This is a genomic window from Candidatus Poseidoniia archaeon, assembly GCA_030748895.1.
GTDB lineage: Archaea > Thermoplasmatota > Poseidoniia > MGIII > CG-Epi1 > UBA8886.
This window is the reverse complement of sequence record JASMLC010000009.1, coordinates 16,803-40,194: the sequence shown is the minus strand read 5'-3', so window position 1 is coordinate 40,194 and position 23,392 is coordinate 16,803. Positions and strand designations below refer to the sequence as shown.

The following is a 23,392-nucleotide window of genomic DNA, read 5'->3' as shown; positions in this document are numbered from 1 at the left end:
CGGGGGTGAAACCATCGCAGGCGACATGAAGCAGGCTATCGCAGACGCGCTCGAGACGCGCAAGGAGCGCAAGTTCACCGAGACGGTGGACGTAGCGATTAACCTGCGCGATGTCGACCTGCAGAACCCGCAGAAGCGTATCAACGACGAGCTGGCGCTGCCGCACGGCCGCGGGCGTCCGGCGAAAGTCGGCGTCTTCGCGCGCAAGGAGCTGGCCGAGAAGGCGAAGGCGCACGCCGACCTGATGATTACCCCCGAAGAGCTGGGCGACCTCGCCGACAACAAGCGCCGCGCGCGCAAGGTCGTCGACGGCATCGACTACTTCGTCGCCGAAATCAGTATGATGGCCGACATCGGCAAGTCGCTGGGGGTCGTGCTGGGGCCGCGCGGCAAGATGCCGCGGCCGGTGCCGCCGACCGCCGACATCGCGCGCGTCATCGACGGACTGCATAACCTGGTGGTGCTGCGGTCGCGTGACCGCCCCACCTTCCACGTCTCGATTGGCAACGTGGCGATGGAGCAGGAAAAGCTGGCCGAGAACCTCGAGACGGTCCTGAAGCGGGTCGAGTCGCACCTCGACCGCGGCGACCAGAATATTGCGTCGGTGTGGGTCAAGACCACCATGGGCAAGGCGGTGAGGGTCTGATGCAGGCGGTCGCCACGCAGTGGAAGCACGACGAGGTTGCGCAGCTCGAGGAGTACCTCGCGGCGCCGGTCGTGGCGCTGGTCGACGTCAGCGGCATCCCCGCGCGGCAGATGATGGAGATGCGCAAGTCACTGCGCGAGCGCGGTGTGCGCGTGCGCATGAGCCGCAACCGGCTGCTGCGCCGCGCCATCGATTCCGTCGCCGCGAAGCGCCCCGGGCTGGAGAAGCTGGCCAACGCGTTCCGCAAGGAGCAGCTGTCGCTGCTGACCGGCGAGGGGAGCCCGTTCACGATTTTCCGCATGCTCAGCGAGGCGCAGACACAAGCGCCCGCGAAGGGCGGCGAGACCGCCAGCGCAGATATCGTCATCGAGAAAGGGCCAACGCCGTTCCCGGCAGGTCCCATCGTGGGCGAATTCCAGCAGGCGGGCTTCCCGGCCGCCATCGAGAAGGGGAAAATCGTGATTCGCAAGCGGCACGTTGCCGTCGCGGAGGGCGATACTATCTCGGCGCAGGTGGCTGGAGCTCTTGCGAAGCTGGAAATCTTCCCGATTACGATGGGGATGGAGCTGCTCGGCGCCTATGACGGCGAGAACTTTTACCCGCCCGAAGTACTGGATATTGACTATGACGAGTTCCGCGGCCAACTGCAATCAGCTACCGCCGGAGCGTTCAACCTCGCGATGCACGCGCGCTGGTTCAGCGACACCACGACGGTGCCGCTGCTCTCGAAGGCGCGCCGCGACGCACTCGCCGTGGCGCACGCCGCGGCGTGGCCGTCGGAAGCAACCATCGCCGCACTGCTCGCCGAAGCCCACCTGCAAATGCTGGGCGTCGCGGGCCACGCCGGCGACGGTGCCGACGATGAGCTGAAGGCGCTGCAGGGCGCTGCGGCGCCGGCCGCCGCAGCGCCACCCGCGTCGGCGGAAGCCGCAACGGAGTCGGAAGACGACGAGGAAGAAGAAGACGAGGCGTCCGAGGAAGACGCCGTATCAGGATTAGGAGCACTATTCGGATAGGAGGAAACAAAAAATGGAATACATCTATTCGGCAATGCTGCTCAACTCGGCGGGCGCCGAGATTGACGCCAAGAGCGTCACCAAGGTCCTCAAGGCCGCAGGCCTGAAGACCGACAAGGCACGGGCCGAGGCCCTCGTGGCCGCGCTTGACGGCGTGGACATCGAGGAAGCCATGGCGACCGCCGCAGTAGCTGCTCCGGCAGCCGCAGCGGCTCCGGCCGCGTCTGGTGACAACGATGGCGGCAAGGAAGCCCCCGCAGAGGAAGCAGAAGCCGAGGAAGAAGAAGTCAGTGAAGAGGAAGCAGTCGAAGGACTCGGTGCCCTCTTCGGTTAGGCCCGCCAGCGGGGCCCTGCCCCGGGAGAAGCGATGGAGACCGAAACCGAGGAACCCGCCCCCGACGCCCCGGCAGGCAACGCGCCTGCACCCAGCGAATACGCTGGCCTGAAGGTCGCCGACCTGAAGGAGAAACTGCGCGAGCAGGAACTCCCGGTCTCCGGCACCAAGGCTGAGCTGCTGGCGCGGCTGGAAGAAGCCGGTACCAGCGGTGGGGAAACCGCGGAAGCCGCAATTAACTATTCCGAGCTCTCGCAGAAGGAGCTCAAGGCGCACCGCAAGGAAATCAACGAGGCTGCCGAAGTGCTGCGCATCAAGCGCGACGAGATGAATCTCGAATCGCAGTCGCACGCCTCAGAACGCAACGGGCTGAACAATGAGGCGAAGGTGCAGATGGAGCAGGTGCAGTACCAGCGCACCCTGCGCAACGGCCTCAACTTCGACGTGAGCCAGGTGCGCGACGAACGGCGTGAAGTGCTCGACGAGGTTGACCAGCTGCGCGAGCAGTTCCTGTCGCTGAAGCGCGCCCGTTTCTCCGGCACCCACTTGCCACCCGTCCCGAAGCTACGGCGGCAAATCCAGGAGCTGGAAATCAAGCAGATGACCAGCTCGATGAGCATCAAGAAAGAGCGCGAGCTCGTCGAGAAAATCGGCGCGCTGCAATCTCAGATTACCGAGCAGGACCAGATGATGGATGGCGACGAAGAGGTCGCTACAGCGCGCGACCTGTTCCGCGCTGCCGAGAAGAAGCGCAAGGACCTCACGCACGAGATGAAGCGCGTCCGCGATGATGCGCAGAATGCGCACGATCTGATGCGCGAGGCGCTCAAGGCGAACCGCATCGCACGCCGCAAGGCGGACGCCGCGCAACGCGCTTTCGTCAATTCCAAGGAGCAGGCGGACGAAGTCCACGCAGATTATATCGAGCAGCTGCGGCAGCTCTCCGCCATCGACAAGGTGGTCGCCGAGCGGCGTAAGGGCGGCACTGGCGCCAGCGCCATCGAGAGCGTCGCGAACGCCGAGGAGCTGTTCGGCAAGTTCCTCGCCGGCGAAAAACTCTCGACCGAACAGCTAATGATTATCCAGAAAGCCGGGATGCTGTAGCTTTTTCAGTCGCGGGCGCTGCCACGCCGTGAATCCCGTGCTGTGGGAGCCGTCGCAGGAGCGACGTGAGGCGAGCCTCCTCTGGAAGTTCATGCAGTCGGCGCCGGCGAAGCTCGAAACTTACGCCGACGTCCACCGCTGGTCGCTTGAGCAGATGGAAGCGTTCTGGGCGCACTTCTGGGATTTTTCGGGCGTGCGCGCCAGCTGCGGCTACGACACGGTGCTGGCCGAGCCGGCGATGCCGGGCGCGCGCTGGTTTACCGGCGCGCGCCTCAACTACGCGGAGAATTTGCTGGCGGGCGACGCGGACCGCTTGGCAGTCATCGGCTGCGCCGAGGGGCGCGACGACGAGCGTTTGACGCGGGGCGAGCTGCGCCAGCGAGTGGCGCGCGCGCAGGCCGGCCTGCGCGCGCTCGGGCTGCGCAAGGGAACGCGGGTCGCGGCGTTCGTCCCGAACTGCGTCGAGACGCTGGTGCTGATGCTGGCGACAACCGCGTCGGGCGGCGTCTGGACTTCCTGCTCGCCTGACTTCGGCGCACAAGGCGTGGTGGACCGCTTCGGGCAGGTGCAGCCGCAGCTGCTGATTGTCGCTGATGGCTACCACTACAACGGCAAGCGCTTCGCGCTCGACGCGAAGGTCAATGGCGTGCTCGAGCAGATTCCGGGCATCGAGCAGGTCATCCGCATTCCGTTCTCCGGCGCGAAGGGCGAGCTGGCGCACGGCTCGGTCGTCGAATACCCCGACCTGCTCGACAACGCTGCCGCGGAGCCGGAGTTCGTGCCGGTCGAGTTCGACCACCCGCTCTGCATTATGTATTCGTCGGGGACGACCGGCCCGCCCAAGTCGATTGTGCATGGCGCCGGCGGGACGCTGCTGCAACACCTGAAGGAACAGCAGCTGCAGTGCGACCTGCAGCCCGGGCAACGGCTGTTCTGGTTCACCACCTGCGGCTGGATGATGTGGAACTGGCTGGTCTCGGCGCTCGCCTCGCGGGCGACCATCGTGCTCTACGACGGCAGCCCGGGGCATCCTGACCTCGGCGCGCTGTGGCGGCTGGCGGAGCGCACCGGCACTACCCACTTCGGCACCAGCCCGAAATTCCTGTCAGCGTGCGCCGGCGCCGGACTGGTGCCGCGCAACGCGACCGACCTGCGGCAGCTCCGCATGCTGCTCTCGACCGGCGCGCCGCTGGTGGAGGAGCAGTTCGACTGGGTTTACCGGGACGTCCACGACGACCTCCAGCTCGCCTCGATTTCAGGCGGGACAGACATCGTCGGCTGCTTCCTCGGCGGCAACCCGCTCGACCCGGTGCGGCGCGGCGAGCTACAGTGCGCGCAGCTAGGGATGGATGTGCAGGCGTGGTCGCCGAACGGCGAGCGCCTGACGGGGGAGTGCGGCGAGCTAGTCTGCACGCGCCCGTTCCCGTCGATGCCGACCGGCTTCTGGAACGATGCGGATGGAACGAAATATCGCGCTGCCTACTTCGAGGAATTCCCGGGAGTCTGGACCCACGGCGACTTCGTCGAAATGACCGCGGAGGGCGGCGCCATCATCTACGGCCGCAGCGATACGACGCTCAACCCGGGCGGCGTGCGCATCGGCACCGCCGAAATCTACCGCGCGGTCGAGAACCGCCCCGAAGTGGCGGACGCCATCGTCGTCGGCCGGCCGGTCGCGGGCGACGTCGAGGTGGTGCTCTGCGTCAAACTGGCGGAGGGCATCGCCTTCAGCGACGCCCTCGCGACGGAAATCCGCAAGGCCATCCGCAGCGCGACGACGCCACGGCACGTTCCGCACCACGTGGTCCCGGTCGCCGAAATCCCCTACACCATCTCGGGCAAGAAGGTCGAGAAAGCGGTGCTCGCCGCCATCACTGGACGGCCGGTCAAGAACCGCGATGCGCTCGCCAACCCCGAGTCGCTCGCCGAATACGCGGCGCTCAGTTTCGACTGAACTACCAGTCGGCGACGACGTATTTCCACGCGATAGTGTCGCCGTCGTGCAACTGCAGGTCGCCGGCGCCGACCATCGAGTACGCGCCGTTGTGGTTGAGCTCCCAGTAGTGGCCGCTGTCGCCCGCGACACCGTCGAGGGTGTGGACGTAAGGCCCGAATGAATACATGGTCACGCCGACCGCGAAGCCGTTGGCGCGTGCGGCCGCGATGGTCGCCGCGTAGGCCGAAGTGTCGTTGGTGACGACGATGCCGGCGAAGCTTACCGTGGTCGCGTTGGCGAAGGTCGTCGCATTGGCTCCGGCGTCGCCGAAGTCGAGCGAGACGGTGACGTTGGCGCTCGCTGCGGGGGTTTCGCGGTAGCGGTAGACCATGTCGGGCTCGTCCTGCAGCGCGACGTAGCCGCCCCACGCGACCGCGTTCAGCAGCAGGATTATGCCGAGAGTTTGCAACGTTTCACTGGACATGCGCAGCGCATTCACGAAGGGGATTTAACCGTTCCACCGCAGCTTCCGCAATAGCGGCGGCGGGTCCGGCTGCCGGCCGTAGTGGAACAGCGCCGCCGCACCAAACCAGCCCAGCGCCGAGGTGGTACGGAACGCCGCCTGGAAGCCCGGCAGGTAGGCGGGCGTCAGCACCATGAACCCGACGCCGAGCAGTAGCCCTGCGACCCACGCAAAGTGCGCCTGCCCTTCGCGCATGCGCTCCATGAAGAGCAGCAGGTAGAACTGGCTGAACGAGAAGACTGCCACGGCGGTCGCGAGGCCGGTCTCGGCCGCCGCCATCGCAGTCCCGTGCGCCGGCTCGAGCCACGGCGCCAGCAGCGCAAAGCTGCCGAGCACCACCGCCAGGCCAGTCACCGACTGCTCGAGCATCGCCGTGCTGGCCACACCATCCGCGGGCGGGCCAAGGCGCTGCGAGAGCGCGCGCAGCAGGATGGGGGGTGACGCGAGCCGGAAGAGCAGCGTGAAGCCCCCCACCGGCCAGAGCAGCCAGCTCTGCGTTGAAGCAGCCCAGACCGCCCAGAGCGCCGCCACCAGCGCCGCACCAAAGAGCAGCAGCAGCCCCAGCAGCAGCCAGTCACCCGACTGCCGCTCAGTGGCAAACTCGACTAGTCGCGCCAGCAGCGGCAGCGCCAGCGTCACCAGCCCGGCGAAGAGCACTGTCAGTGACAGCAGCTGCAGGTCGTCCACGCTGGCGCAATGCGGGGGCTATTGAAGCGGTGCGCCCGCCGCGGGGGATGGTTCAGCTTCGGACATAAGTACTACGACCGCTACGGAATAGTTTAGCGGCAAAACCAGAAGAAACGGCGGAAAAGTTCTATAATTTCCGTATCAGGACCGTGGTCTGTTCCTTCTCATACTTGTCGTTGCCGAAGAGCTCCAGCTCCAGATGCTCCTCGAAATCTACTTGGTCTCCATGGCGGGATTTCAGTTGCTCGTAGAAGTTCCTGGGTACCGGGTAGGTCTGGTACCTGTATTTCGCATCATCATAGATGTTAGCGCCTACCCACAGGTAGCCACCCGGCCTCAGGATGGGGATTATCCGCCTGATAATCTCCTTCTGCCGTTCAACAGTAAAGCTGGCAGAAACCCCGTACATGATTACGAGGTCAAATTGCTCCGGAGGTGAGTCCGCGAGGTATTTCATGATGTCCATCCTGTGAAAGTTACCGGATCCCATTTTCTTGCGACACTCTCGGATATTGAGCCTGCTGATATCCACACCATGCGGCACTGCCAGTTCCTTTTCTGCAAGATATGCCAGCATGGTCCCGGAACCACAACCGAGGTCCAGAACGTTCTTTCCTGACAATTCCAGAGATGTGACCTCCACCGTCTTGGCCGCCATCCCTTCTAGATCGGCGTTATCGAGATAGCGCCAGATAGCTCCGTTCCCAGTGAACCAGTTCCGAACGATGTAGGAGCGCATCAGAACGTGCAGGTGGAGAAAGTTCTTGATTCTGGAATACATCTGTATGGTTTCTTGAAACTGCAATTTTGCTAGGGGAGTTTAGTCGCTTCGGCGCCTTTTCAGCGCGATTGTAGCCACAGCGACTAAAGTAGTGAGCAAGGATGTTGCAGGAAGTCTGGTATCGTCGTCTGCATCGTATGTCTGCTCGGAGGTGTCGTTGGCGGGGGGGTTGCTAGTGTCGTCGACAGGAGGAGGGGAAACTGTCCCATTCTCACCAGCTGCTTGGTATTCGACAACAATGACTTGCTGGTCTGCGAGAAGGGTCAATTCCCAGCTATCGTATGCCACACCATCCACTTTCATAGTCAATGTGTGATTGGCATCAGCAACCATATGCATGACTTGCTCTGCCGAGAAAGGCTGCGCCCAGATGTTGAAGAATGTCCCTAAGTACACCGGAGTCACGTAAGGCGTTTCGATGTGCAGTTTCCCACTGGTGTCGTGTGTGTGTATGGCATGCATGCCGCCCGGGCAGGTCTCAGTATCAATACCTGTGCTAGTCGGTATCGTCAGCGGTGTGCCATTGTCTAATATGAGAAGCATGACATGTATGTGCAATGTCAGGTTGGCATGTTCGTTCAGGCATACCTCCTCCAGTTCAAGCGGCTTGACTATCAGTAATTCTGAAGCGGCGTCACTCCAATTCCCGTCATTATCCTGTACCCGGAAGGAAATTGTATGGTTACCGACGCTGAGGTTGCTGATGCTGAAATTCTCCTCATCGCTCAGGAACCCGTCAATAGATGAGTTCCACTGATAGGCCACAATTGTGCCGTCGCTGTCCGAGCCGGTACCATTGAAAGTGACCTCTTCATCAAGTCTGACTGGTGATGGAGAGATTGAATCAATATTGGCAGTGGGTGCTGCATCCGCTTCCCCCGCCGCCAGCATCACCAGTACAAAACCAGCAATCAGCAGCAGGAACGGCCGTGGGCGCATCGCGGTTGCAGTACCGGGTGGGTTTAGGGTTTTGTCAGCGCTGTGCCGCTGATTGCGCTAGATATAAGCTTCTTCAGCCGGAGCCGTCGGAGCTGGCCGTCTCATCGCCATCGGGGTCGTTCGGGTCGCTTTCGTTTTCCCGCTCCTTGTAGTAAGGCTCGGGGTCGGGGTTGCTGACCGGCAGGCCAGCGTAGTCGGAGAGCGCCATCGTGTCGAGCTGGTGGGCGGTGACGCCCTGCTGCGAGATGGCGTAGACGTAGTCGTCGATGAAGACCGTACGGCGGATGTCGGGGCGGTCCCAATACCACTCGTCGTTGCCGTTGTAGAACATCGAGTGGTCGATGCTGGTGCCGTCGTAGATTGAGAGACCGTCCGTGGTCGAGACGTCAACCAGCACCAGCTTCGAGACGTACTCGTAGTGGTAGTTGCCGCCAGCCTGGTCCCAGGTGTGGCGGTAGGTGCTCAGGGGAATGGCGAGCTGGCCGTTCCAGTACTGGAACGCCTTGTGCTCGTAGGTCGCCTCCGACCAGGCCCAGTTCCACTCGTGCATATCGTCCTTGGCGACTGGTGAGAGCTCCAGCTTGGAAGCCAGTTGCGGGTCGGCGAAATCGGTGACGTCGAAGAGCGAAAGCTGCGTGCTGCCCCAGTCGAGGCCATTCTCGTCGCCGCCGATGCCGATGGTCAGCAGGTGGTCCTCGTCGAGCGGGTGGATGTAGGTCGAAACCCCGGGAACCTCGAGTTCGCCAATCACTTGCGGGTTGGCCGGGTCGCTCAGGTCGAGCGTCCAGAGCGGGTCGATGTTGCGGAACGTGACAAGGTAGCCGCGGTCGCCGACAAAGCGGGACGACCAGATGCGCTCGCCGACGGCGATGCCGCCGACGTGGCCCACTACATTCAGCTCGGTCGATTGCTCGGCCGAGCCGGCGGCGTGCATCAGCTGCTCGAGTACGAAGACGTGGTTCTCCGGCCCGGACTGCTCCTCCGCGGAGAGCCACCAGCGGCCCCACTGGCCGGTCGTCGTCGCGACGCGCAGGTAGCCGTTGTGCTCGGAGAGCGAGAACTGGTCCAGGATGGTGCCGTTGACACGGCCGCTGCCGATGTAGCTGGTCTGGCCGGGCTGCGAAATGTCGAAGGCGTGCAGGTTGGTCGCCTCATAGTACTCGATGTTGCTCGAGCCCTCATCTTCTTCGCCGCAGCAGAACCACCACCAGTCGTTAGCCATCTCGGCGATTACGAGCATGTCGGCCGAAGCGTAAATTGTGGCCCAGTTGCTCATGACGTGGTCTGCTTCGAATGACAGTTCGCTGTCGTTCAGGTCGAGCGTCATGATGCTGGTGACGCTGCTGGCGGTGCCGTCCTCGGCAATCACGAAGTCCTGGCAGTCGGCGGCGTCAGTGAAGCTGTGGACCGTGACGTTACCGTCCTGCAATTCATAGATGCGGGGAATCAGCTCGTCAAGGTTGGTCGCGTCGATAATCGCTTCGTTCTGCACGATGGTATCGTTTATAGCTTCCTTCCAGAGGTTTAAGGCCCGAGCTGTCAGCGTCTTCTCATTGTCGCCGTCCAAATAGTCATTAACGTATTCGGCCGGAAATTCGGGCCAGTAAACGATACCGGGGATATCGAGGTAGCCCTGACTCACCATGCGTACGGTGCCGTCGACCTCGCGCGCGGTCTGGTACCAGCCTTCCATGTAGAGCTCGCGCTCCACCTGCGGCGCAGTGCGGTCGCCCAGCCCGAATATGGTCAGCTTGGAGAGCGAGTTGACGCGGAATGAGTCGTAGCTGTAGCTGGCGCTGTCCGCGACGATGCCCGACGGGTCGGGGGCAGAGCCGGGGGTCGCGCTACCGCCGTTATCGTCCGCGCTGTCGCGCAGCAGGTAGGGGAGCAGCGGATGCTGCTCCTCGGTGTACATCAGATCCCAGACCGAGAGGTCGGAGTAGACCGCCATGCGGTCTCCCGAAAGGAGCATCTCGCGCGGCCAGCCCTCCACGGTCGCGTTGGAGAGGTACTCCACCTGCCCGACTTCGGGCACGGCGAGGATATGCAGCCGCCCGCCGTCCAGATGCCCGCCGTAGTGGGGTGAATAGTAGTAGTACTGGTCGCCGAACAGCACGTAGAGGTAGTCGCCGTCGGTCTTGACGAAGTCTGCCTCGTCGACGCCACCCTCCTGGTTGTTGGTACCAGAGAAGTCGCGTTCGCCGCCGGCAGCGCCACTGCCCCCGGTCGCGCCCTGCGATGCGCCATTAGAGGAATCGGCAGCGCCGGGCGTCGCCACGGCACCGTCGTCCATCGCCATATTGGATTCAGCAATAGCAATGTCACCCTCCATCCAGCCGCCGCCCCAGCCGCCACGGTAGTAGCTGCCCTGGTTGGACGCGAGCGTCGCGCGCATCTCGTCCTTGAGATGCTCCTTCAGGTCGCCCTCGAGCGCGTCGCACGAGTCGTACGCCGCCAGCTGCGGCGAGCTGCGGCCCTGGTCCGCGACCAGTCCCTGCAGGAAGTCGCTCTGGGCCGTCGTCAGCCCGGTCGGCTCATCGGTCGCCGGCTGGTAGACCATTAGCGCTGCGACGACCAGCGTCAGTACGACGCCGACCGCGAGCAGCGGCGACGGCCCGCTACCGGGAACCGGCGGCGGATTCATCGCACGCGGTCGCTGCAGCGGCGTCCCGAAAACCGTGAGTCGGTCGCTCATGCCGGAACCTCCACCCCGAGAGCCGGATGGCTGTCGTGCATCGCAAGGCAGTGCTTGCATGAAACCTGTTCCCAATGGGTCTTGCGCATCACGCGGCGCTCCTGTTGAGTGGTCGGATAGCCGCAGATGGTAAGGCGGTGGTTGCCCAGCATATGGCGTCGGCGCATAACTCTCCGGCGGTGCTCGCGGTATATAAAGCGGCGCCAAAAAAATTTTTTTGTTTCGTGCTTGGCGCGGCTGCCGCGGCAGCCGCGCCACGGCCCCGGAGCGGTGCGCAACGAGCGATTTCAGCGCCCTTTTTTCAGCTCGACCGTGAAGAGCCGCAGCAAGCTCAAAATATTCTCCTCAATGACTGCGCCCTCGTCCTTCTCCGCCTGCGAGAAGTCGAGCCCCGCCGCGACCTGCTCGATGAGCTGCTGGCGGATGAGCGACGACTTCATCAGCCGGAACAGGTTGCGGTCGGTAAGGCACGCCTGCGGGCGGTAGCGGCCGCCCTGCAGCAGCAGCTGCCCGCTCGCGACCAGCTTCGGGACGTGGTAATCCACGAGCTGCGACGAGAGCCCCGCCTGCTCGGCAATCTGCCGCTTGGAAGCGGGCGCCCCGAGCTGGACCGCGGCGAACAGGATGCGAAAGAGCTTGTCCGCCTCGTCGGCGCTGGTGCGACGGTGCAGCTCCACCTCGCCCGCAGCGTCGCTGTCCGACTCCGCCATGGGGCGCGAGCGGTCGGCCGGTTATAGGGTTACGCGAAGTCCAGCAGCACCTTGCCGATGTTCTTGCGGTCGTGGATGTGCTGGTGCGCCTGCGCGGCTTCCGCGCCGGGGAAGACCGAGTCGATGTGCGGCGCGATTTCGCCCGACTCCAGCCAGCCGAAGAGCTGCGCCTGCGCCCGTTGCAGCCGCTCGGCATCGCGGTAGCGGCCGAGATGGACGCCGATGACCGCGCGGTTGGCGCCCATCATCCAGAGCGGATTGAAGCGTGGCGTGCGCCACCACTCGCGCAGCTGCGCCAGCCGGCTGCGCCTGCGGCCGGGCGCCATCGCCGAGATGCCGTAGGTGACGATGCGACCGCCCGCGGCGAGACAGCGATAGCCCTGGAGCAGGTGGTCACCGCCGACCGGGTCGAGCACCAGGTCGACCCCGCGCCCGTCGGTCGCCTCGCGGATGGCGGCGCGGAAATCGTCGCGCGGGACCGGCTCGACCTCCTGCTCGCGCAGCCAGTCGTGCTTCGCCGGCGACGCGGTGCCGAAGATGCGCGCCGCGCCGCGGATGCGCGCCAGCTGCGTCGCCGCGACCCCCACTCCGCCGGCGGCGCCGTGGATGAGCAGCGTCTCGCCCGGCTGCAGCGCGCCGGGATGCACCACGGCAAGCCACGCCGTCAGGTAGTTGACCGGCAGCGCGGCCGCCGCGTCGAAACTGACCGAGTCGGGCAGCCGCGTGACCGTCGCCCGCGGCGCAATCGTGTGCGTCGCGTAGCCCCCGAACGAGCGGCCGGCGACGACGCGGTCGCCCACCGTCAGGCCAGCGACCGCCGGGCCGAGCGCCGCGACGGTGCCGGCGACTTCGTGGCCGGGGACGAACGGCGGCTTCGGGACGCCGGGGTAGAGCCCCATACGTGCCAGCAAATCCGCAAAATTGATGCCGGCGCGCGCGACCCGCACCAGCACCTCGCCCTCGCCCGGTGCGGGCGTCTGCGCCTCCTCGAATTGCATCACCTCGGGCGGGCCGTAGCGGGTGGCGATGATGCGCTGCACGGGCCGGCAGGCGTCGCGCTGTTTAAGGCAGCAATGGCGGCCGGTTAGCGGCGCCAGCCCCAGCGCGGAGTCCGCGCACGGTAGGCGACGTACTCGTCGCCGAACTCGGCCGCCAGCGTCAGCTCCTCCCACTTGACCCAGAAATCGAGCGCCAGCCCGAGCGCCAGCGCCAGCAGCAGCCCGGACGGGGTGCCGAACGCCAGCCCCCAGCCGGCCTGCAACAGCCACCACCCCTGCAGCAGCGGGTTGCGCAGGTGCGCGAAGACGCCGCTGGTCACCAGCCGCTGCTGCGGGCGCAATCGCACGACCGCCAGCCGGTGCTGGTAGTAGGCCATCGTCGCCAGCAGCCGCAGCCGCAGTCCCATCGCGACCAGCAGTGCGCCGACCACCATCCCCGCCGGGTGCGCCAGCGCCGGCAGCCCCAGCTGCGCATCGGCCTGCACGGCAGCCCACGCGATAGCGCCGCAGCCCGCAACCAAGAGCAGGTTGAACGGCAGCGCGCGGAGTAGCGGCCGCGTCGGGCCGGCCTTGTCGGGGCGACGCAAAGGCGCGCTGCGGAGCAGCGGCCGCGTCGGACCGGCTGTGCCGGGCTGACGCAAGGGCGCGCTGCGGAGCAGCGGGTGCATAGCGGGGGAGCGGGGCGGGCGCCGCACCGGAAAGCCGCCGCCCTCGAGCTGGCGCTGCGCGGTGATGACGGAAGCGACGGGGGCGCTCATTGCGCGTCCAAGGCGTGATGGGCGAGCGTGATGCACGCCGACGAGAGCAGGCTGCGGTCGCCGAGCCGGACGCGCGGCGCGCGGGGCCCCGCGCCGCGCTCCGCTTCGGTCGGGTCCCGGTCGTCGCCCAGCACGATTGTCAACGGCGGTTCCGGAAACTCTGTGGTGTCGCCCGCCTCGTCGAGCAGCACGGCGGGCGGCAGCCGCGCCAGCACCTCCGGCAGGCCGATGCGATGCAGCGTCACGCCGGGGCTCGCTTCTACGGAATCGCGGTTGCGCAGCTTCACCAGCCCATTGCGCACCAGCGCCGCGGTCGAACGCTCGTCGGGATTCAGGTAGCGAACGGTCGCGCCGCAGAAGTGGACCGCGACCGGCGGCGTCGGCGGCCCCGACAGCAGCAGCCACGCATCGGTGTCGCGCCGCAGCCCGTGCGAGACCCACAGCGCCGCGGTGACGCAGCGCACCAGCACATCCAGCCGGCCTCCGCCGCCGCACAGGTCGTCCAGCTTCCAGTCGGGCGCGGTGCGCGCGCGGTGGCCCAGAATCAGGAAATTGCGGTCAGCCGCCACGCGCCAGCCCCTCCTCGATTGACTTCTGGAACTGGTTCAGCACCGAGTAGTCATGCGCGTCGGGGTGGTCGCACAGCACCGCCAGCGTGATGTTCGCGAAATGGCGGTAGTCGAAATCCTCGTCAGAGTCGTAAGCGCGCGAGTCCATGCGGTATGGCACCAGCGCCAGCGCCCCCTTCTCGCTGGCGGCGGCGATGAACGCCGGCGGCCCCAGCCGGTGCGCCGCCTTGTCGGCGCGCGAGATACGGATGTCGTCCGGGTCGAGATGGGTATGCAGGTGCGACCAGACGCGTCCATCGCCCGAGTGCTCGCGGCAGTAGCGGTGGAGCGGCGACGCATTCAGCCCGTGCTCGCTGCGCTCCAGCTTGCCGATTTCCGCCTCCAGCTCGTCATGGCTGACCCACACGTCGTAGACCAGCTCACCCAGCTCGGGAGTGCGGTATTCCAGCTCCGCCGAGAGCAGCCCCGCCCGCTCGAGCCCTTCCTCACGCGAGCGCGTGACTTCCCGCGCAATCCGCTGCAGCAGCGTGTCGGGCAGCAGCAGGTGCAGGTACTTGACGAACTCGAGCGGAAATTCATGTTCGCCCGCGTCAATCAGCTTGTCGTGCTGGCCGAAGTGGCGCTGCACCAGTTGCTGGTGCGAAGGCCGCGACGAGTTGCGCACCAGCAGGAAGTTGCGCAGCAGCCGCTCCTGTTCCCGGTCCACCCCTCGCCACGCACGGGGGCTTAAATTATGCGGCGCGCCGCAAAATCACGCTGCGGATGCGCTGTAGCCGCTGGTGCGGGCGCCGCAGCCGGTGATGGACGAGCAAAGCGAGGCCAGAACCTAGGCTGTGACCGCGCCCGCAGCGCGGACACGCTGCGGGCGCCGGGATTCGAACCCGGGTTAGGGGCTTGGGAAGCCCCGGTGATACCAGGCTACACTACGCCCGCGGCGGCGGCGCGACGCCGCCGCCCGCTTTAGCGCTTATCACGCGTCGAAATCGTCGAGCCGCAGCAGCCCACCGCGCTCGGCCATGGCGAGGAACTCGGCCAGCCGCTCCCACAACGGCTCCGCCTCGTCGCCGAACTCGCGCCGCAGCGCTTCGCCCACCTGCCGCACGGGAACGCCGCCGCGCATCGCTTTCCAGGCGGCGGCGCCGAAGTCGTCGAGCTCGACGCGCACCGTCGAGGGCACGCGCAGCCAGCGCTCGAGCAGCCGGCCGAGGCGCGAGCGGCCGCGCTCGCGCTCGAGAAACGCGCCGGCCGCGTCGCGCTGCAATTCCGCGAGCGGGATGACCCGCAACTCACGCAAGTCAGTCGACAAGCTCGGCTTCCATCACGTCGTCCTCGGCGCCGCGCAGCGTGAACCAGCCAGCGCTGAAGCCGGCGAAGGCGAAGAGCATCAGCCCCGGGAAGAAGAGGGGGTTGTTGAGCAGCCCGAGGTAAATACCTGAAACGGCGAAGAACGCCAGCAGCACGCCCATAATCGCTTCGCCCGCAATCAACCCCGAGGCGAACAGGACGCCGGGGCCGTGCGCCTTGTCGCGCTCCGCCTCGCTCACGTCGCCCAGCCCCAGCCGGCGGTCAACCACCAGCCGAATCATCCCTCCCAGGAAAATCGGGATGGACATGATTATTGGCAGGTACATCCCGACGGCCACGGCCATCACCGAAATCTCGAGGCCGCCCCGTTCGAACATCCACGCCAGTGTCGCGGCGACGAAGAGCGAACCCATGAAGACGAACTCCGGCAACGCCCCTTCGACCAGCCCGCCGACGAGGAACAGGGTGTACGCAACGGTCAGGAAGAGCAGGTGCAGCGGCACTCCGTTCCACTCTTCGCGGTGGTGACGCAACGCGATGAGGCAGAAGGCGATGCCGGAGCCGAGCAGCACCATCGCCCAGTCCATCGTGCCTTCGAGGATGCCGCTCGCCAGCGCAGCCATCAGGAACGCCTGCGGCGCCGCCAGATCTTTTCCAAGTTCGTAGGTTGAAATCAGCAGGTTCAGCACCAGCGGAATCACCAGCGCCCCGGCGAGGACACCGACCAGCTGCGCAATCTGCTGCCGCCACGGGGTTGCCCCGACGATGTTGCCCGTCTTCAGGTCCTGCAGGTTGTCACCCGAAATCGCGCCGGCGCAGCAGACGAAGGCGGCGACACCGATGGTGGCGACGACCAGCTCCTGCGTGCGGGCGCCGTCGTAGACCAGCCAGTTGAGCAGCGTGAAGAGCGAAGCGGTGAAGATGACGACGATTATCGTCACGCCCGAAATCGGGTTATTGGAGCTGCCGAGCAGCCCGGCCATGTAGCCCGCTATCGCTGCGAAGAGATAGCCGGCGCTGAAGATTATCAGCAGCGCCAGCAGCGCCGGCAGGATGAGTCCCGAGACCCACCAGACCATCAGCGCCATCGGCAGCGCCATCGCCAGCGAGAGCCGGCTCACCACCTGCGGGTCAAGGTCGAGGTCGGTCCGCGAGAGGCCGCTGCGGTCTTCAGAAACGTTGGCCTTCTCGAGCATGTCGCGGATGCCCTTGATGACCGGCCCGCGCATCAGCACCAGCGTGTATAACCCGCCGACGAGCATCGTCCCGACCCCGACCATGCGGCGGCGCATTTCGATGAAGCCGACGAAGTCGCCAATCGACATCCCTTCGGGCGGCAGCAGCAGCCCCGAGGTGAGCGGCAGGATTACTAGCGCGCCGAGAAAGCCACCGAGGAAGACGAAGCTCCCGATTAGCGGGCCGACGATATACCCGACCGCGAGCAGCGCCGGCGAGAGCTCGATACCGAAGAAGAAGGTGGTGCGCGACTGGGTGATAGTGCCGAACTCCGGCAGCCGCCCCTGTAGCGTAAAGTGGTCGTGCCAGCTGTTGCGCCAGAGGCCGAGCGAGACTTTGCGCAGAACTCCGTCAACCACGATTTCGAGCGCCGCGCCAATTTTGTAAATCGCGCCGAAGGCGATGCCGGCGATAATCGGCATGACTTGCGTGCCGCCCTTCTCCCCCGCCACGAGCACTTCGGCGCACGCCACTCCTTCGGGGTAGGGCAGCCGCTCCTGGATAATGAAGATACGGCGCAGGCTGATTGAGAAGAGGACCCCGATGGTGCCGCCGACGGCAGCGGTGACGAATACCGGGAAAAAGGCGAAATCGTCCCACGTCCCGAGCACGACCAGCGCCGGCAGCGTGAAGATGACGCCCGCCGCGAGCGACTCGCCCGCCGAGACTGCGGTCTGGACCCAGTTGTTCTCGAGGATGTTGGTCTCCTGTCGCGGTAGCAGGGCGGCAATCGCCCGCAGCATGCCCATCGAGAGCACCGCCGCCGGAATCGAGGCGGAAACGGTCATCCCGACGTAGAGCCCGAGGTAGACGTTGGCCGCCGTCAGCACCATCGCCAGGATTACCGCCAGCGCGATGCCCTTCGGCGTAATCTCCGGGAGAATGCGCGACGCCGGCACATACGGCACGTGGTCCGCGGCCATCAGCGTCGCGACGGCCCAAGGTGATAAACGATTGCCGGTCCGGCAGGCACCCGCCAGCGCAGCGCCGGTCCGGGCTTTTTACCCCGTCCGGGATGGCGCAACATGGGCGGCGCGCTGGAACTGGAATTTTTCTCCGGGAACGGCTTCCAGCGCCAGCGCTGCCGCGCCTGCCGGGCATACTTCTGGGCGCTCGAGAAACAGCCGCTCTGCGGCGACGCGCCCTGCGTCGAATACTCGTTCCTGGGCACGCCGCTCTTCGACCAGCCGCTGGGGTTGGCGGAGATGCGCGAAGCGTTTCTGGCCTTCTTTGAAACGCGGGGCCATAAACGGGTCGAGCGCGCACCGGTGGTGGCGCGCTGGCGCGACGACCTCTACCTGACGATTGCGTCCATCGCAGTCTTCCAGCCGCACGTGACTTCGGGGCTGGCGCGGCCGCCCGCCAACCCGCTCGCGATTTCGCAGCCCTGCATCCGGCTCAACGACCTTGAGTCGGTCGGCCGCAGCGGGCGCCATTTGACGACGTTCGAGATGATGGCGCACCATGCCTTCAACACCGACGACGAGGATATATACTGGCAGGACCGCACGGTCGAGCTCTGCCACGAACTCTACACCGGACTGGGCGTCCCCCCCGAGGCGCTGACCTACAAGGAAAACCCATGGGTCGGCGGCGGCAACGGCGGCGAGGCGCTCGAAGTCCTGGCGGGTGGACTGGAGCTGGCGACGCTGGTATTCATGGACCTTGCTGATGACCCGCAAGGCGATATCAAGCTGAAGGGCGGCCGCTTCCGCCGCATGTCGCGCGCCATCGTCGATACTGGCTACGGGCTGGAACGGATGGTCTGGGCGTCGCAAGGAACCGGGACAATCTACGAGGCCGTATTCCCCACTGCGGTCGAGCTGCTGACGCGCGAGGCGGGCCTTGCGGAGAAGCTCGGCGCGGCTGGCGCGCTGATTGCCGAGAACGCCCGCGTCTGCGGACTGCTCTCGATAGATTACGGCGCCGACCTGACCAGCCTGCGCGAACAGGTTCTCGGTCGGCTGCGCGACGCGGGCCACAAGCTGACGCTTGAGGAATTGCGCGACACCATCGAGCCGCTCGAGAAGGCGTTCGCGGTCGCCGACCACTCGCGCACGCTGGCGTTCATGTTCGGCGACGGGGTGGTGCCGAGCAATGTGCGCGCCGGCTATCTGGCACGCATGGTGTTGCGGCGGACGCTGCTGCTGCTGCGCGACCTGGGAATTCCCGAGGCGTTACCGCAGGTCGTCGGCCTGCATATCGACGAGCTGGCGCCGACCTACCCCGAACTGGCAACGCAGCGCGACCACATCCTGGAGCTGGTCGCGCTCGAGAGCGGACGGTTCGACGCGACGCTCGAGCGCGGACGCCGCACGGTGCAACGCACGCTCGCCGCGGGCGAGATTACCGGTGAACGGCTGGTTGAGCTTTACGACTCGCAGGGGCTGCCGCCCGCGGTGGTGGCGGAGTTCGCCGCCGAACAGGGCGCCAGCGTGGAAGTACCGGACGGCTTCATGGCGCTCGTCGCCGAGCGCCATTCAGCCGCGGAAGCACCAGCCGCGAAGGCCGCGCAGGAGGAATTGCCGCCGACCGAGATGGTGTTCTACGATGATATGGGCGCACGCGAATTCGACGCGAGCGTGACCTGGGCTGACGGCAACGCCATCGCGCTGGACCGCACGCTCTTCTACCCCGAAGGCGGCGGGCAGCCGGCCGACAGCGGCACGCTTCGCTGGGAGGGCGGCGAGGCGCGCGTGGTTGACGCCGTGAAGCGCGGCGACGCGGTGCTGCACACGCTCGAGGGCGACGTGCCGCCGGTCGGGACGGCCGTAAAGGGGGCGGTCGACGGCACCCGACGCGACGCGCTCTCGCAGCACCACACTGCCACGCACGTCATCGGCGCGGCGGCGCGGCGCACGCTCGGGCCGCACGTCTGGCAGGCGGGCGCCCGCAAGGCGACCGACTCGGCGCGACTCGATATTACCCACCACCAGCGGCTCGACCGCGCCGCGGTCGCGGCACTCGAGCGCGAGGCGAATAACATCATCCGCGGCGACCACCCGGTCGAAGCGGGATTCATGACGCGCGAGGCGGCCGACGCGCAACACGGGGCGACGCTCTATCAGGGCGGCGCGCCCAACTATCGCGACGTGCGCGTGGTCGAAATCCCCGGTATCGACGCGCAGGCGTGCGCCGGAACCCACGTCCCGCGCACCGGCGCGCTGCAGGCCATCAAGGTTTTGAGGACCGAGCGCATTCAGGATGGCGTGGAACGCATCGAATTCTCGGCTGGCGCAGCAGCGGTCGCCGCCGCGCAAGCGGAGCGCGAGCTGCTCGAGCAGGCGGCCGCGGCGCTGGGCGTGCCGCTCGAGCAGGTGGCGGACGCCGCCGGCAAGCTGATGGACGAGCGCAAAGAATTGCGCTCGCGCGTTGCGGCGCTCGAGAAAGAGCGCGCTGAAAGTCGGGCGGGGGAGCTCGCGGCAGAGCGCATCGGTTCCGTCGATTTATATATAAATGACTGCGGCGACGCGCCGCTCGCCGAAATGCAGGAGCTGGCGCGCCGGCTCAGCGCCGGGGGCGACGCGCTGGTAGTGCTCGCGACCCGCGCCGGCGGCAAGGGCTACGTCATGGCTGCGCGCGGCGGCAATGTGGGAGTGGACTGCGGCGCGCTAGCTGGCGCCGCCGCCAAGGCCACGGGCGGCGGCGGCGGCGGCGCACCGACGCACGCGCAGGGCGCGGTACCGGCCGATCGCACCGGCGAGGCGCTCGCGGCGCTCGCGGCGGCCGCCCGCAAGGTGCTCGCGGAATGAATCAGCCTGCGCTCTGCACCATGATGCACGCATCGGTCAGCGCGCTGACGTCTTCCTGCTCGGCGAGCCACACCTTCAGCTCGTCGCTTTCAGAACCGGGCTGGAACCAGAGCCGGCGGATGCCGAGCGCGAGCGCCTGCTTGGCGACCGCCAGCGCGACCTTGGGCGGGACGACGAAGTTGACGATGTCAGGCGTCCCGGGGAGCGACTCGAGGTCGGCATGTGCGGCGACGCCTTCGATTTCCGGCTCGCGCGGATTGACCGGCCAGACGGCGTAGCCTTTCGCGACGAGGTCGCGGAAGATGCGGTTGCCGAACTTGGCGGGGTCGTTCGACGCGCCGACCAGCGCGATGCGCACGCCGGGCCGCTGCAACGCTTCGAGCACCATAGCTCGCCAGCGGCCGGCGGTTAATCTGGTTTGGGCAGGGAGACTTACAGTCTCCCCGTGCGCGTGCGCGAGTCGCAACGTTTATGAGCCGCGAGCAACGCGGGGGCGGCGTGAGCCGGTTGCTGGTTGTCGAGTCGGGCGCCAAGGCGCGCACCATCCAGCGCTACCTGGGCAAGGAGTTCGTGGTCCGCGCCTGCCGCGGTCACGTGCAGGATTTGCCGACCGAGGGCAAGCAGGGCCGCAAGGCGATGTGGGCGGCCGCCGACGGCGAGCTGCCGGCGCCCGAATGGGGCTTTACCAAGGGCGCGGAGAGCATCATCCGGAAACTGCTCGCCGACAGTCGCAAGAGCGGCGTCAACGAAGTGCTGGTCGCGACTGACCCCGACCGCGAGGGCGAGTTCATTGCCTGGCGGCTGGCCGAATTGCTCGGTAGCCTGGGTGCCGTGAAGCGGGTGACCTTCAACGAAATTACCAAGACGGCGATTGCCGCCGCGCTCGAAGAGGCGGGCGACGTCGATATCGGACTCGTGGAAGCGGCGATGATTCGGCGGCTGATGGACCGGCTGATTGGCTTCCGCGGCTCCCGTTTCTGCCGCTCGTGGAACCTGGCGTCGATGGGGCGCGTGCAGACGCCGACGCTCGGCTTCGTCGTCGAGCGCGAGCGCGAAATCGAGGCGTTCGTGCCAATCCCCTACTGGGAAGTCCACCTGACCGCGAACGGCGTCGAACTGCGGGTGCAGTTCGACGACGACTGGCGCGACTCGAAGGGCAAGAAGCGGAGCGACCGCACCGGCGACAGCAAGAATGCCGAATCGGCTTACGCCGCGATGGAAGCGGCCGGCAGCCTGGTACTGACCGCCACTAGCGTTGATGGCTTCCAGAAGCGGCCGCGGCCGCCATTTACGACCGACACGCTGCTCGCAGCCGCGGGCCAGCGTTTGAGCTGGCGGCCGGCGCGCGTGATGCGACTGGCGCAGCAGCTCTACGAGGCGGGGCACATCACCTACATGCGGACCGACTCGACCCGCACTTCCGCCGACGCGCGGAAGGAGGTGCGCGCCTACATCGAGCACGAGTGGGACGCGGCGCATCTCGGCCGCGGCGTCGGGGGTGGCGGTAGCGGCAAGGGGGTGCAGGACGCTCACGAAGCCATCCGGCCGACGCGACCGCAGGCGCGCGAGCCGCAAGGGCTCGAGCGAGAGCAGGCGCGGCTCTACTCACTCATCTGGGCGCGCTTCGCCGCCAGCCAGATGTCGCCGTCACAATGGCAGCGACTGAAGCTGGTGGGCGAGGCGGGCGGCTGGACTGCTGCGGGGAAGACTGAATGGCGCACTTTCGCCGGTTGGGAAGCGGCGTATGCCGGGCTGCTGAAAGCGGCCCCGCCGGTGTCGCCACTGGCGGACGCCGCGGTCGGAGACAGCCTGCCGTTCGACGGGAGCGAGCTGGTCGAGGATGCGACCAAGCCGCCCGGCCGCTACACGCAGCACGGGCTGGTGGCGAAGATGAAGGTGGAGGGCATCGGCCGGCCGTCGACCTATGCCGAGACCATCCGCAAGCTGCTCGACCGCAAGTATGCGCGCGACGAAAAGGGGCGGCTCTACGCGACCGACGCGGGCTGCACGATGTGGGAGCAGGTCGCCCCCTGCTACGGCACCACCAGCGACGGAATTTTTTCGACCGCCTTCACGGCGGGAATGGAGGTGCAACTCGACCAGGTCGAGGGCGGCAAGACCGCCGCGGCACAGGCATGGCACGAGTTCGCCGACCGTTTCGGCACGCTGCACACCGCCGCGCTCGAGAGCAAGAAGTCGCGCGGAACCCCGCGGCAGCTGGCGTACCTGCGCTCACTCGCGCAACAGGCGGGCGAGGCGGCGGAGCCGCTGCTCGCCGGCAAGGATATCGACGAGCTGGACGGCAAGGCGGTCGGCGAACTCATCGAGCAGCTGCAGCCGCTCACCGCGGGAATGGACGTTCCCGCTTCCGAAAAGCAGGTCGGATTTATCAAGCGCTTGGCGGAGCGCGCCGAGCTCGACGAGCCGGCAGCGTGCGCGCTCGTTGACGCCCAAAGCTTTGCGGCGCTCACCGGCGGCCGAGAGGGGAGCGCCAGCGCGCTCATTAGCGCGCTGCAGGAGCGCAGCGCGGGGAAGCCGCGCGCCGCTTCGCCGAAGCAGGTCGGCTTCATCAAGCGCCTTGCGGGGCGCGCCAAGCTCGACGAAGCCGCGGCGTGCGCGCTCGTCGGCGCCGATTCCTTCGGGGCGCTCACCGGCGGCCGCAAAGGCACCGCCAGCGCACTCATCAACGCGCTGCAAACGCAGTTGAAGAAAGGCTAAAAACGATTAATAAAAGGTCACTGAGTTCAGATTAACTCATGCGCAAGATTAACCTGAAAAAGGAGCTCGCACACCTTTACCGGCCTTCGGCAAGGAAAGTCGTAATGGTAGATGTTCCTGAATTCAATTTCATCATGATTGACGGCGAAGGCGACCCCAACACTTCGGAGGCTTTTGCGGCGGCGGTGGAAGCGCTGTTCAGTGTCTCCTATACCCTTAAGTTCATGGTCAAGAAAGGAGCGCAACAAATCGACTACGGCGTAATGCCGCTGGAAGCGCTGTGGTCAGCTGAAGACCCGACAGCGTTTGCCGAGGAGCGCAAAGATGAGTGGTGCTGGAGTGCCATGATTATGCAGCCGGAGTTCATCGACCGGCTACTCTTCGAAGAGGCAACTACGCAGGTAGCGAAGAAAAAGTCACTTGCAGCACTTGAGAAACTGCAGTTTGAATCCTTTGCTGAAGGGCAAGTAGCCCAGACCCTGCATCTGGGACCGTTCTCGGAGGAAGTGCCCACTATTGAGCGAGTGCATGAATTCATCACCGATGAAGGTGGCGAGCCCTGCGGCCGCCACCATGAGATATATTTGAGCGATATACGCAGGGCCGCGCCGGACAAGTGGAAGACAATAATCCGCCAGCCCTGGCGCTGATTTCGACGCTAAAGCAAAACCTGAAGAAAGGCTAA

At 66.1% G+C, this 23,392-nt stretch carries 22 protein-coding genes and 1 tRNA gene; 8 read left to right on the top strand and 15 right to left on the bottom strand.

Going from position 1 to position 23,392, the window contains the following annotated elements:
* Positions 1-25 precede the first annotated feature (25 nt).
* From QGG57_04990 to QGG57_04970, 5 genes are read left to right on the top strand one after another with little or no spacing between them, the layout of a single operon-like run.
* Positions 26-646, top strand: a complete 621-nt coding sequence (locus QGG57_04990; protein MDP7007523.1) for a 50S ribosomal protein L1 — start codon at positions 26-28, stop codon at positions 644-646.
* Positions 646-1,662: a 50S ribosomal protein L10 gene (gene rplJ / locus QGG57_04985; GenBank protein ID MDP7007522.1), complete on the top strand. Its 1,017-nt coding sequence runs from the start codon at positions 646-648 to the stop codon at positions 1,660-1,662. Before QGG57_04990 ends, rplJ begins: the two co-directional genes overlap by 1 nt.
* Before the next feature lie 13 nt (positions 1,663-1,675).
* Positions 1,676-1,996 (top strand): 50S ribosomal protein P1, encoded by a 321-nt coding sequence (rpl12p, locus tag QGG57_04980; protein MDP7007521.1) that lies wholly within the window; start codon positions 1,676-1,678, stop codon positions 1,994-1,996.
* Between the two features lie 33 nt (positions 1,997-2,029).
* Positions 2,030-3,100, top strand: a complete 1,071-nt coding sequence (locus QGG57_04975; GenBank protein ID MDP7007520.1) for an SAP domain-containing protein — start codon at positions 2,030-2,032, stop codon at positions 3,098-3,100.
* A gap of 28 nt (positions 3,101-3,128) precedes the next feature.
* Positions 3,129-5,054, top strand: coding sequence for an acetoacetate--CoA ligase (locus QGG57_04970; GenBank protein ID MDP7007519.1), 1,926 nt, complete (start codon positions 3,129-3,131; stop codon positions 5,052-5,054).
* A 1-nt stretch (position 5,055) separates the two neighbouring features.
* Here the strand turns inward: QGG57_04970 and QGG57_04965 are convergent, their stop codons facing one another.
* From QGG57_04965 to QGG57_04900, 14 genes are all read right to left on the bottom strand, one after another.
* Positions 5,056-5,520, bottom strand: coding sequence for a DUF4430 domain-containing protein (locus QGG57_04965; protein MDP7007518.1), 465 nt, complete (start codon positions 5,518-5,520; stop codon positions 5,056-5,058).
* A gap of 24 nt (positions 5,521-5,544) precedes the next feature.
* Positions 5,545-6,246 carry a hypothetical protein gene (locus QGG57_04960; GenBank protein MDP7007517.1) on the bottom strand — a complete coding sequence of 234 codons (702 nt, stop codon included), beginning with the start codon at positions 6,244-6,246 and terminating at the stop codon, positions 5,545-5,547.
* A gap of 127 nt (positions 6,247-6,373) precedes the next feature.
* Entirely contained in the window at positions 6,374-6,985 is a 612-nt protein-coding gene (locus tag QGG57_04955; protein ID MDP7007516.1) for a class I SAM-dependent methyltransferase, read from the bottom strand.
* Positions 6,986-7,066: 81 nt separating this feature from the next.
* Positions 7,067-7,966, bottom strand: coding sequence for a PKD domain-containing protein (locus QGG57_04950; GenBank protein ID MDP7007515.1), 900 nt, complete (start codon positions 7,964-7,966; stop codon positions 7,067-7,069).
* A 73-nt stretch (positions 7,967-8,039) separates the two neighbouring features.
* Positions 8,040-10,661, bottom strand: a complete 2,622-nt coding sequence (locus QGG57_04945; protein ID MDP7007514.1) for a beta-propeller domain-containing protein — start codon at positions 10,659-10,661, stop codon at positions 8,040-8,042.
* Positions 10,658-10,828, bottom strand: coding sequence for a hypothetical protein (locus QGG57_04940; GenBank protein ID MDP7007513.1), 171 nt, complete (start codon positions 10,826-10,828; stop codon positions 10,658-10,660). The genes QGG57_04945 and QGG57_04940 overlap by 4 nt, the downstream gene beginning before the upstream one ends.
* Before the next feature lie 120 nt (positions 10,829-10,948).
* Positions 10,949-11,371 carry a hypothetical protein gene (locus QGG57_04935; GenBank protein MDP7007512.1) on the bottom strand — a complete coding sequence of 141 codons (423 nt, stop codon included), beginning with the start codon at positions 11,369-11,371 and terminating at the stop codon, positions 10,949-10,951.
* A gap of 29 nt (positions 11,372-11,400) precedes the next feature.
* Complete coding sequence (locus tag QGG57_04930) at positions 11,401-12,411, bottom strand: zinc-binding dehydrogenase (protein ID MDP7007511.1); 1,011 nt, start codon at positions 12,409-12,411, stop codon at positions 11,401-11,403.
* A 44-nt stretch (positions 12,412-12,455) separates the two neighbouring features.
* Complete coding sequence (locus QGG57_04925; GenBank protein ID MDP7007510.1) at positions 12,456-13,127, bottom strand: isoprenylcysteine carboxylmethyltransferase family protein; 672 nt, start codon at positions 13,125-13,127, stop codon at positions 12,456-12,458.
* Positions 13,124-13,696, bottom strand: a complete 573-nt coding sequence (trmY, locus tag QGG57_04920; GenBank protein MDP7007509.1) for a tRNA (pseudouridine(54)-N(1))-methyltransferase TrmY — start codon at positions 13,694-13,696, stop codon at positions 13,124-13,126. The genes QGG57_04925 and trmY overlap by 4 nt, the downstream gene beginning before the upstream one ends.
* On the bottom strand, positions 13,686-14,402 hold the full coding sequence (locus QGG57_04915; GenBank protein MDP7007508.1) for a hypothetical protein: 717 nt from the start codon (positions 14,400-14,402) through the stop codon (positions 13,686-13,688). Before QGG57_04915 ends, trmY begins: the two co-directional genes overlap by 11 nt.
* Before the next feature lie 154 nt (positions 14,403-14,556).
* Positions 14,557-14,629 (bottom strand) — tRNA-Gly (locus tag QGG57_04910).
* Positions 14,630-14,666: 37 nt separating this feature from the next.
* Positions 14,667-14,990 carry a PqqD family protein gene (locus QGG57_04905; GenBank protein ID MDP7007507.1) on the bottom strand — a complete coding sequence of 108 codons (324 nt, stop codon included), beginning with the start codon at positions 14,988-14,990 and terminating at the stop codon, positions 14,667-14,669.
* 1 nt (position 14,991) lies between these two features.
* On the bottom strand, positions 14,992-17,160 hold the full coding sequence (locus tag QGG57_04900) for an oligopeptide transporter, OPT family (GenBank protein ID MDP7007506.1): 2,169 nt from the start codon (positions 17,158-17,160) through the stop codon (positions 14,992-14,994).
* 102 nt (positions 17,161-17,262) lie between these two features.
* Between QGG57_04900 and alaS the strand changes: the two genes are divergently transcribed.
* On the top strand, positions 17,263-19,989 hold the full coding sequence (gene alaS, locus QGG57_04895) for an alanine--tRNA ligase (protein MDP7007505.1): 2,727 nt from the start codon (positions 17,263-17,265) through the stop codon (positions 19,987-19,989).
* A gap of 1 nt (position 19,990) precedes the next feature.
* On the opposite strand, the gene QGG57_04890 is transcribed toward alaS, so the two are convergent.
* A complete protein-coding gene (locus tag QGG57_04890; GenBank protein MDP7007504.1) occupies positions 19,991-20,374 on the bottom strand; it encodes a CoA-binding protein in 384 nt (127 codons plus the stop codon).
* A gap of 113 nt (positions 20,375-20,487) precedes the next feature.
* Here QGG57_04890 and QGG57_04885 point away from each other — a divergent pair, with 113 nt between their 5' ends.
* Positions 20,488-22,707, top strand: coding sequence for a type IA DNA topoisomerase (locus QGG57_04885; GenBank protein ID MDP7007503.1), 2,220 nt, complete (start codon positions 20,488-20,490; stop codon positions 22,705-22,707).
* Between the two features lie 38 nt (positions 22,708-22,745).
* Entirely contained in the window at positions 22,746-23,357 is a 612-nt protein-coding gene (locus tag QGG57_04880; GenBank protein ID MDP7007502.1) for a GyrI-like domain-containing protein, read from the top strand.
* Positions 23,358-23,392: the final 35 nt, after the last annotated feature.

What these genes read in the sequence shown, in the direction of transcription:
- QGG57_04990 (MDP7007523.1), top strand. Translation starts at nt 26, where the DNA reads ATGAAGCAGGCTATCGCAGACGCGCTCGAGACGCGCAAGGAGCGCAAG.
- QGG57_04900 (MDP7007506.1), bottom strand. Translation starts at nt 17,160, where the DNA reads ATGGCCGCGGACCACGTGCCGTATGTGCCGGCGTCGCGCATTCTCCCG.
- rplJ (MDP7007522.1), top strand. Translation starts at nt 646, where the DNA reads ATGCAGGCGGTCGCCACGCAGTGGAAGCACGACGAGGTTGCGCAGCTC.
- QGG57_04945 (MDP7007514.1), bottom strand. Translation starts at nt 10,661, where the DNA reads ATGAGCGACCGACTCACGGTTTTCGGGACGCCGCTGCAGCGACCGCGT.
- QGG57_04950 (MDP7007515.1), bottom strand. Translation starts at nt 7,966, where the DNA reads ATGCGCCCACGGCCGTTCCTGCTGCTGATTGCTGGTTTTGTACTGGTG.
- QGG57_04935 (MDP7007512.1), bottom strand. Translation starts at nt 11,371, where the DNA reads ATGGCGGAGTCGGACAGCGACGCTGCGGGCGAGGTGGAGCTGCACCGT.
- QGG57_04925 (MDP7007510.1), bottom strand. Translation starts at nt 13,127, where the DNA reads ATGAGCGCCCCCGTCGCTTCCGTCATCACCGCGCAGCGCCAGCTCGAG.
- QGG57_04880 (MDP7007502.1), top strand. Translation starts at nt 22,746, where the DNA reads ATGCGCAAGATTAACCTGAAAAAGGAGCTCGCACACCTTTACCGGCCT.
- QGG57_04955 (MDP7007516.1), bottom strand. Translation starts at nt 6,985, where the DNA reads ATGCGCTCCTACATCGTTCGGAACTGGTTCACTGGGAACGGAGCTATC.
- QGG57_04965 (MDP7007518.1), bottom strand. Translation starts at nt 5,520, where the DNA reads ATGTCCAGTGAAACGTTGCAAACTCTCGGCATAATCCTGCTGCTGAAC.
- QGG57_04975 (MDP7007520.1), top strand. Translation starts at nt 2,030, where the DNA reads ATGGAGACCGAAACCGAGGAACCCGCCCCCGACGCCCCGGCAGGCAAC.
- QGG57_04940 (MDP7007513.1), bottom strand. Translation starts at nt 10,828, where the DNA reads ATGCGCCGACGCCATATGCTGGGCAACCACCGCCTTACCATCTGCGGC.
- rpl12p (MDP7007521.1), top strand. Translation starts at nt 1,676, where the DNA reads ATGGAATACATCTATTCGGCAATGCTGCTCAACTCGGCGGGCGCCGAG.
- alaS (MDP7007505.1), top strand. Translation starts at nt 17,263, where the DNA reads ATGGGCGGCGCGCTGGAACTGGAATTTTTCTCCGGGAACGGCTTCCAG.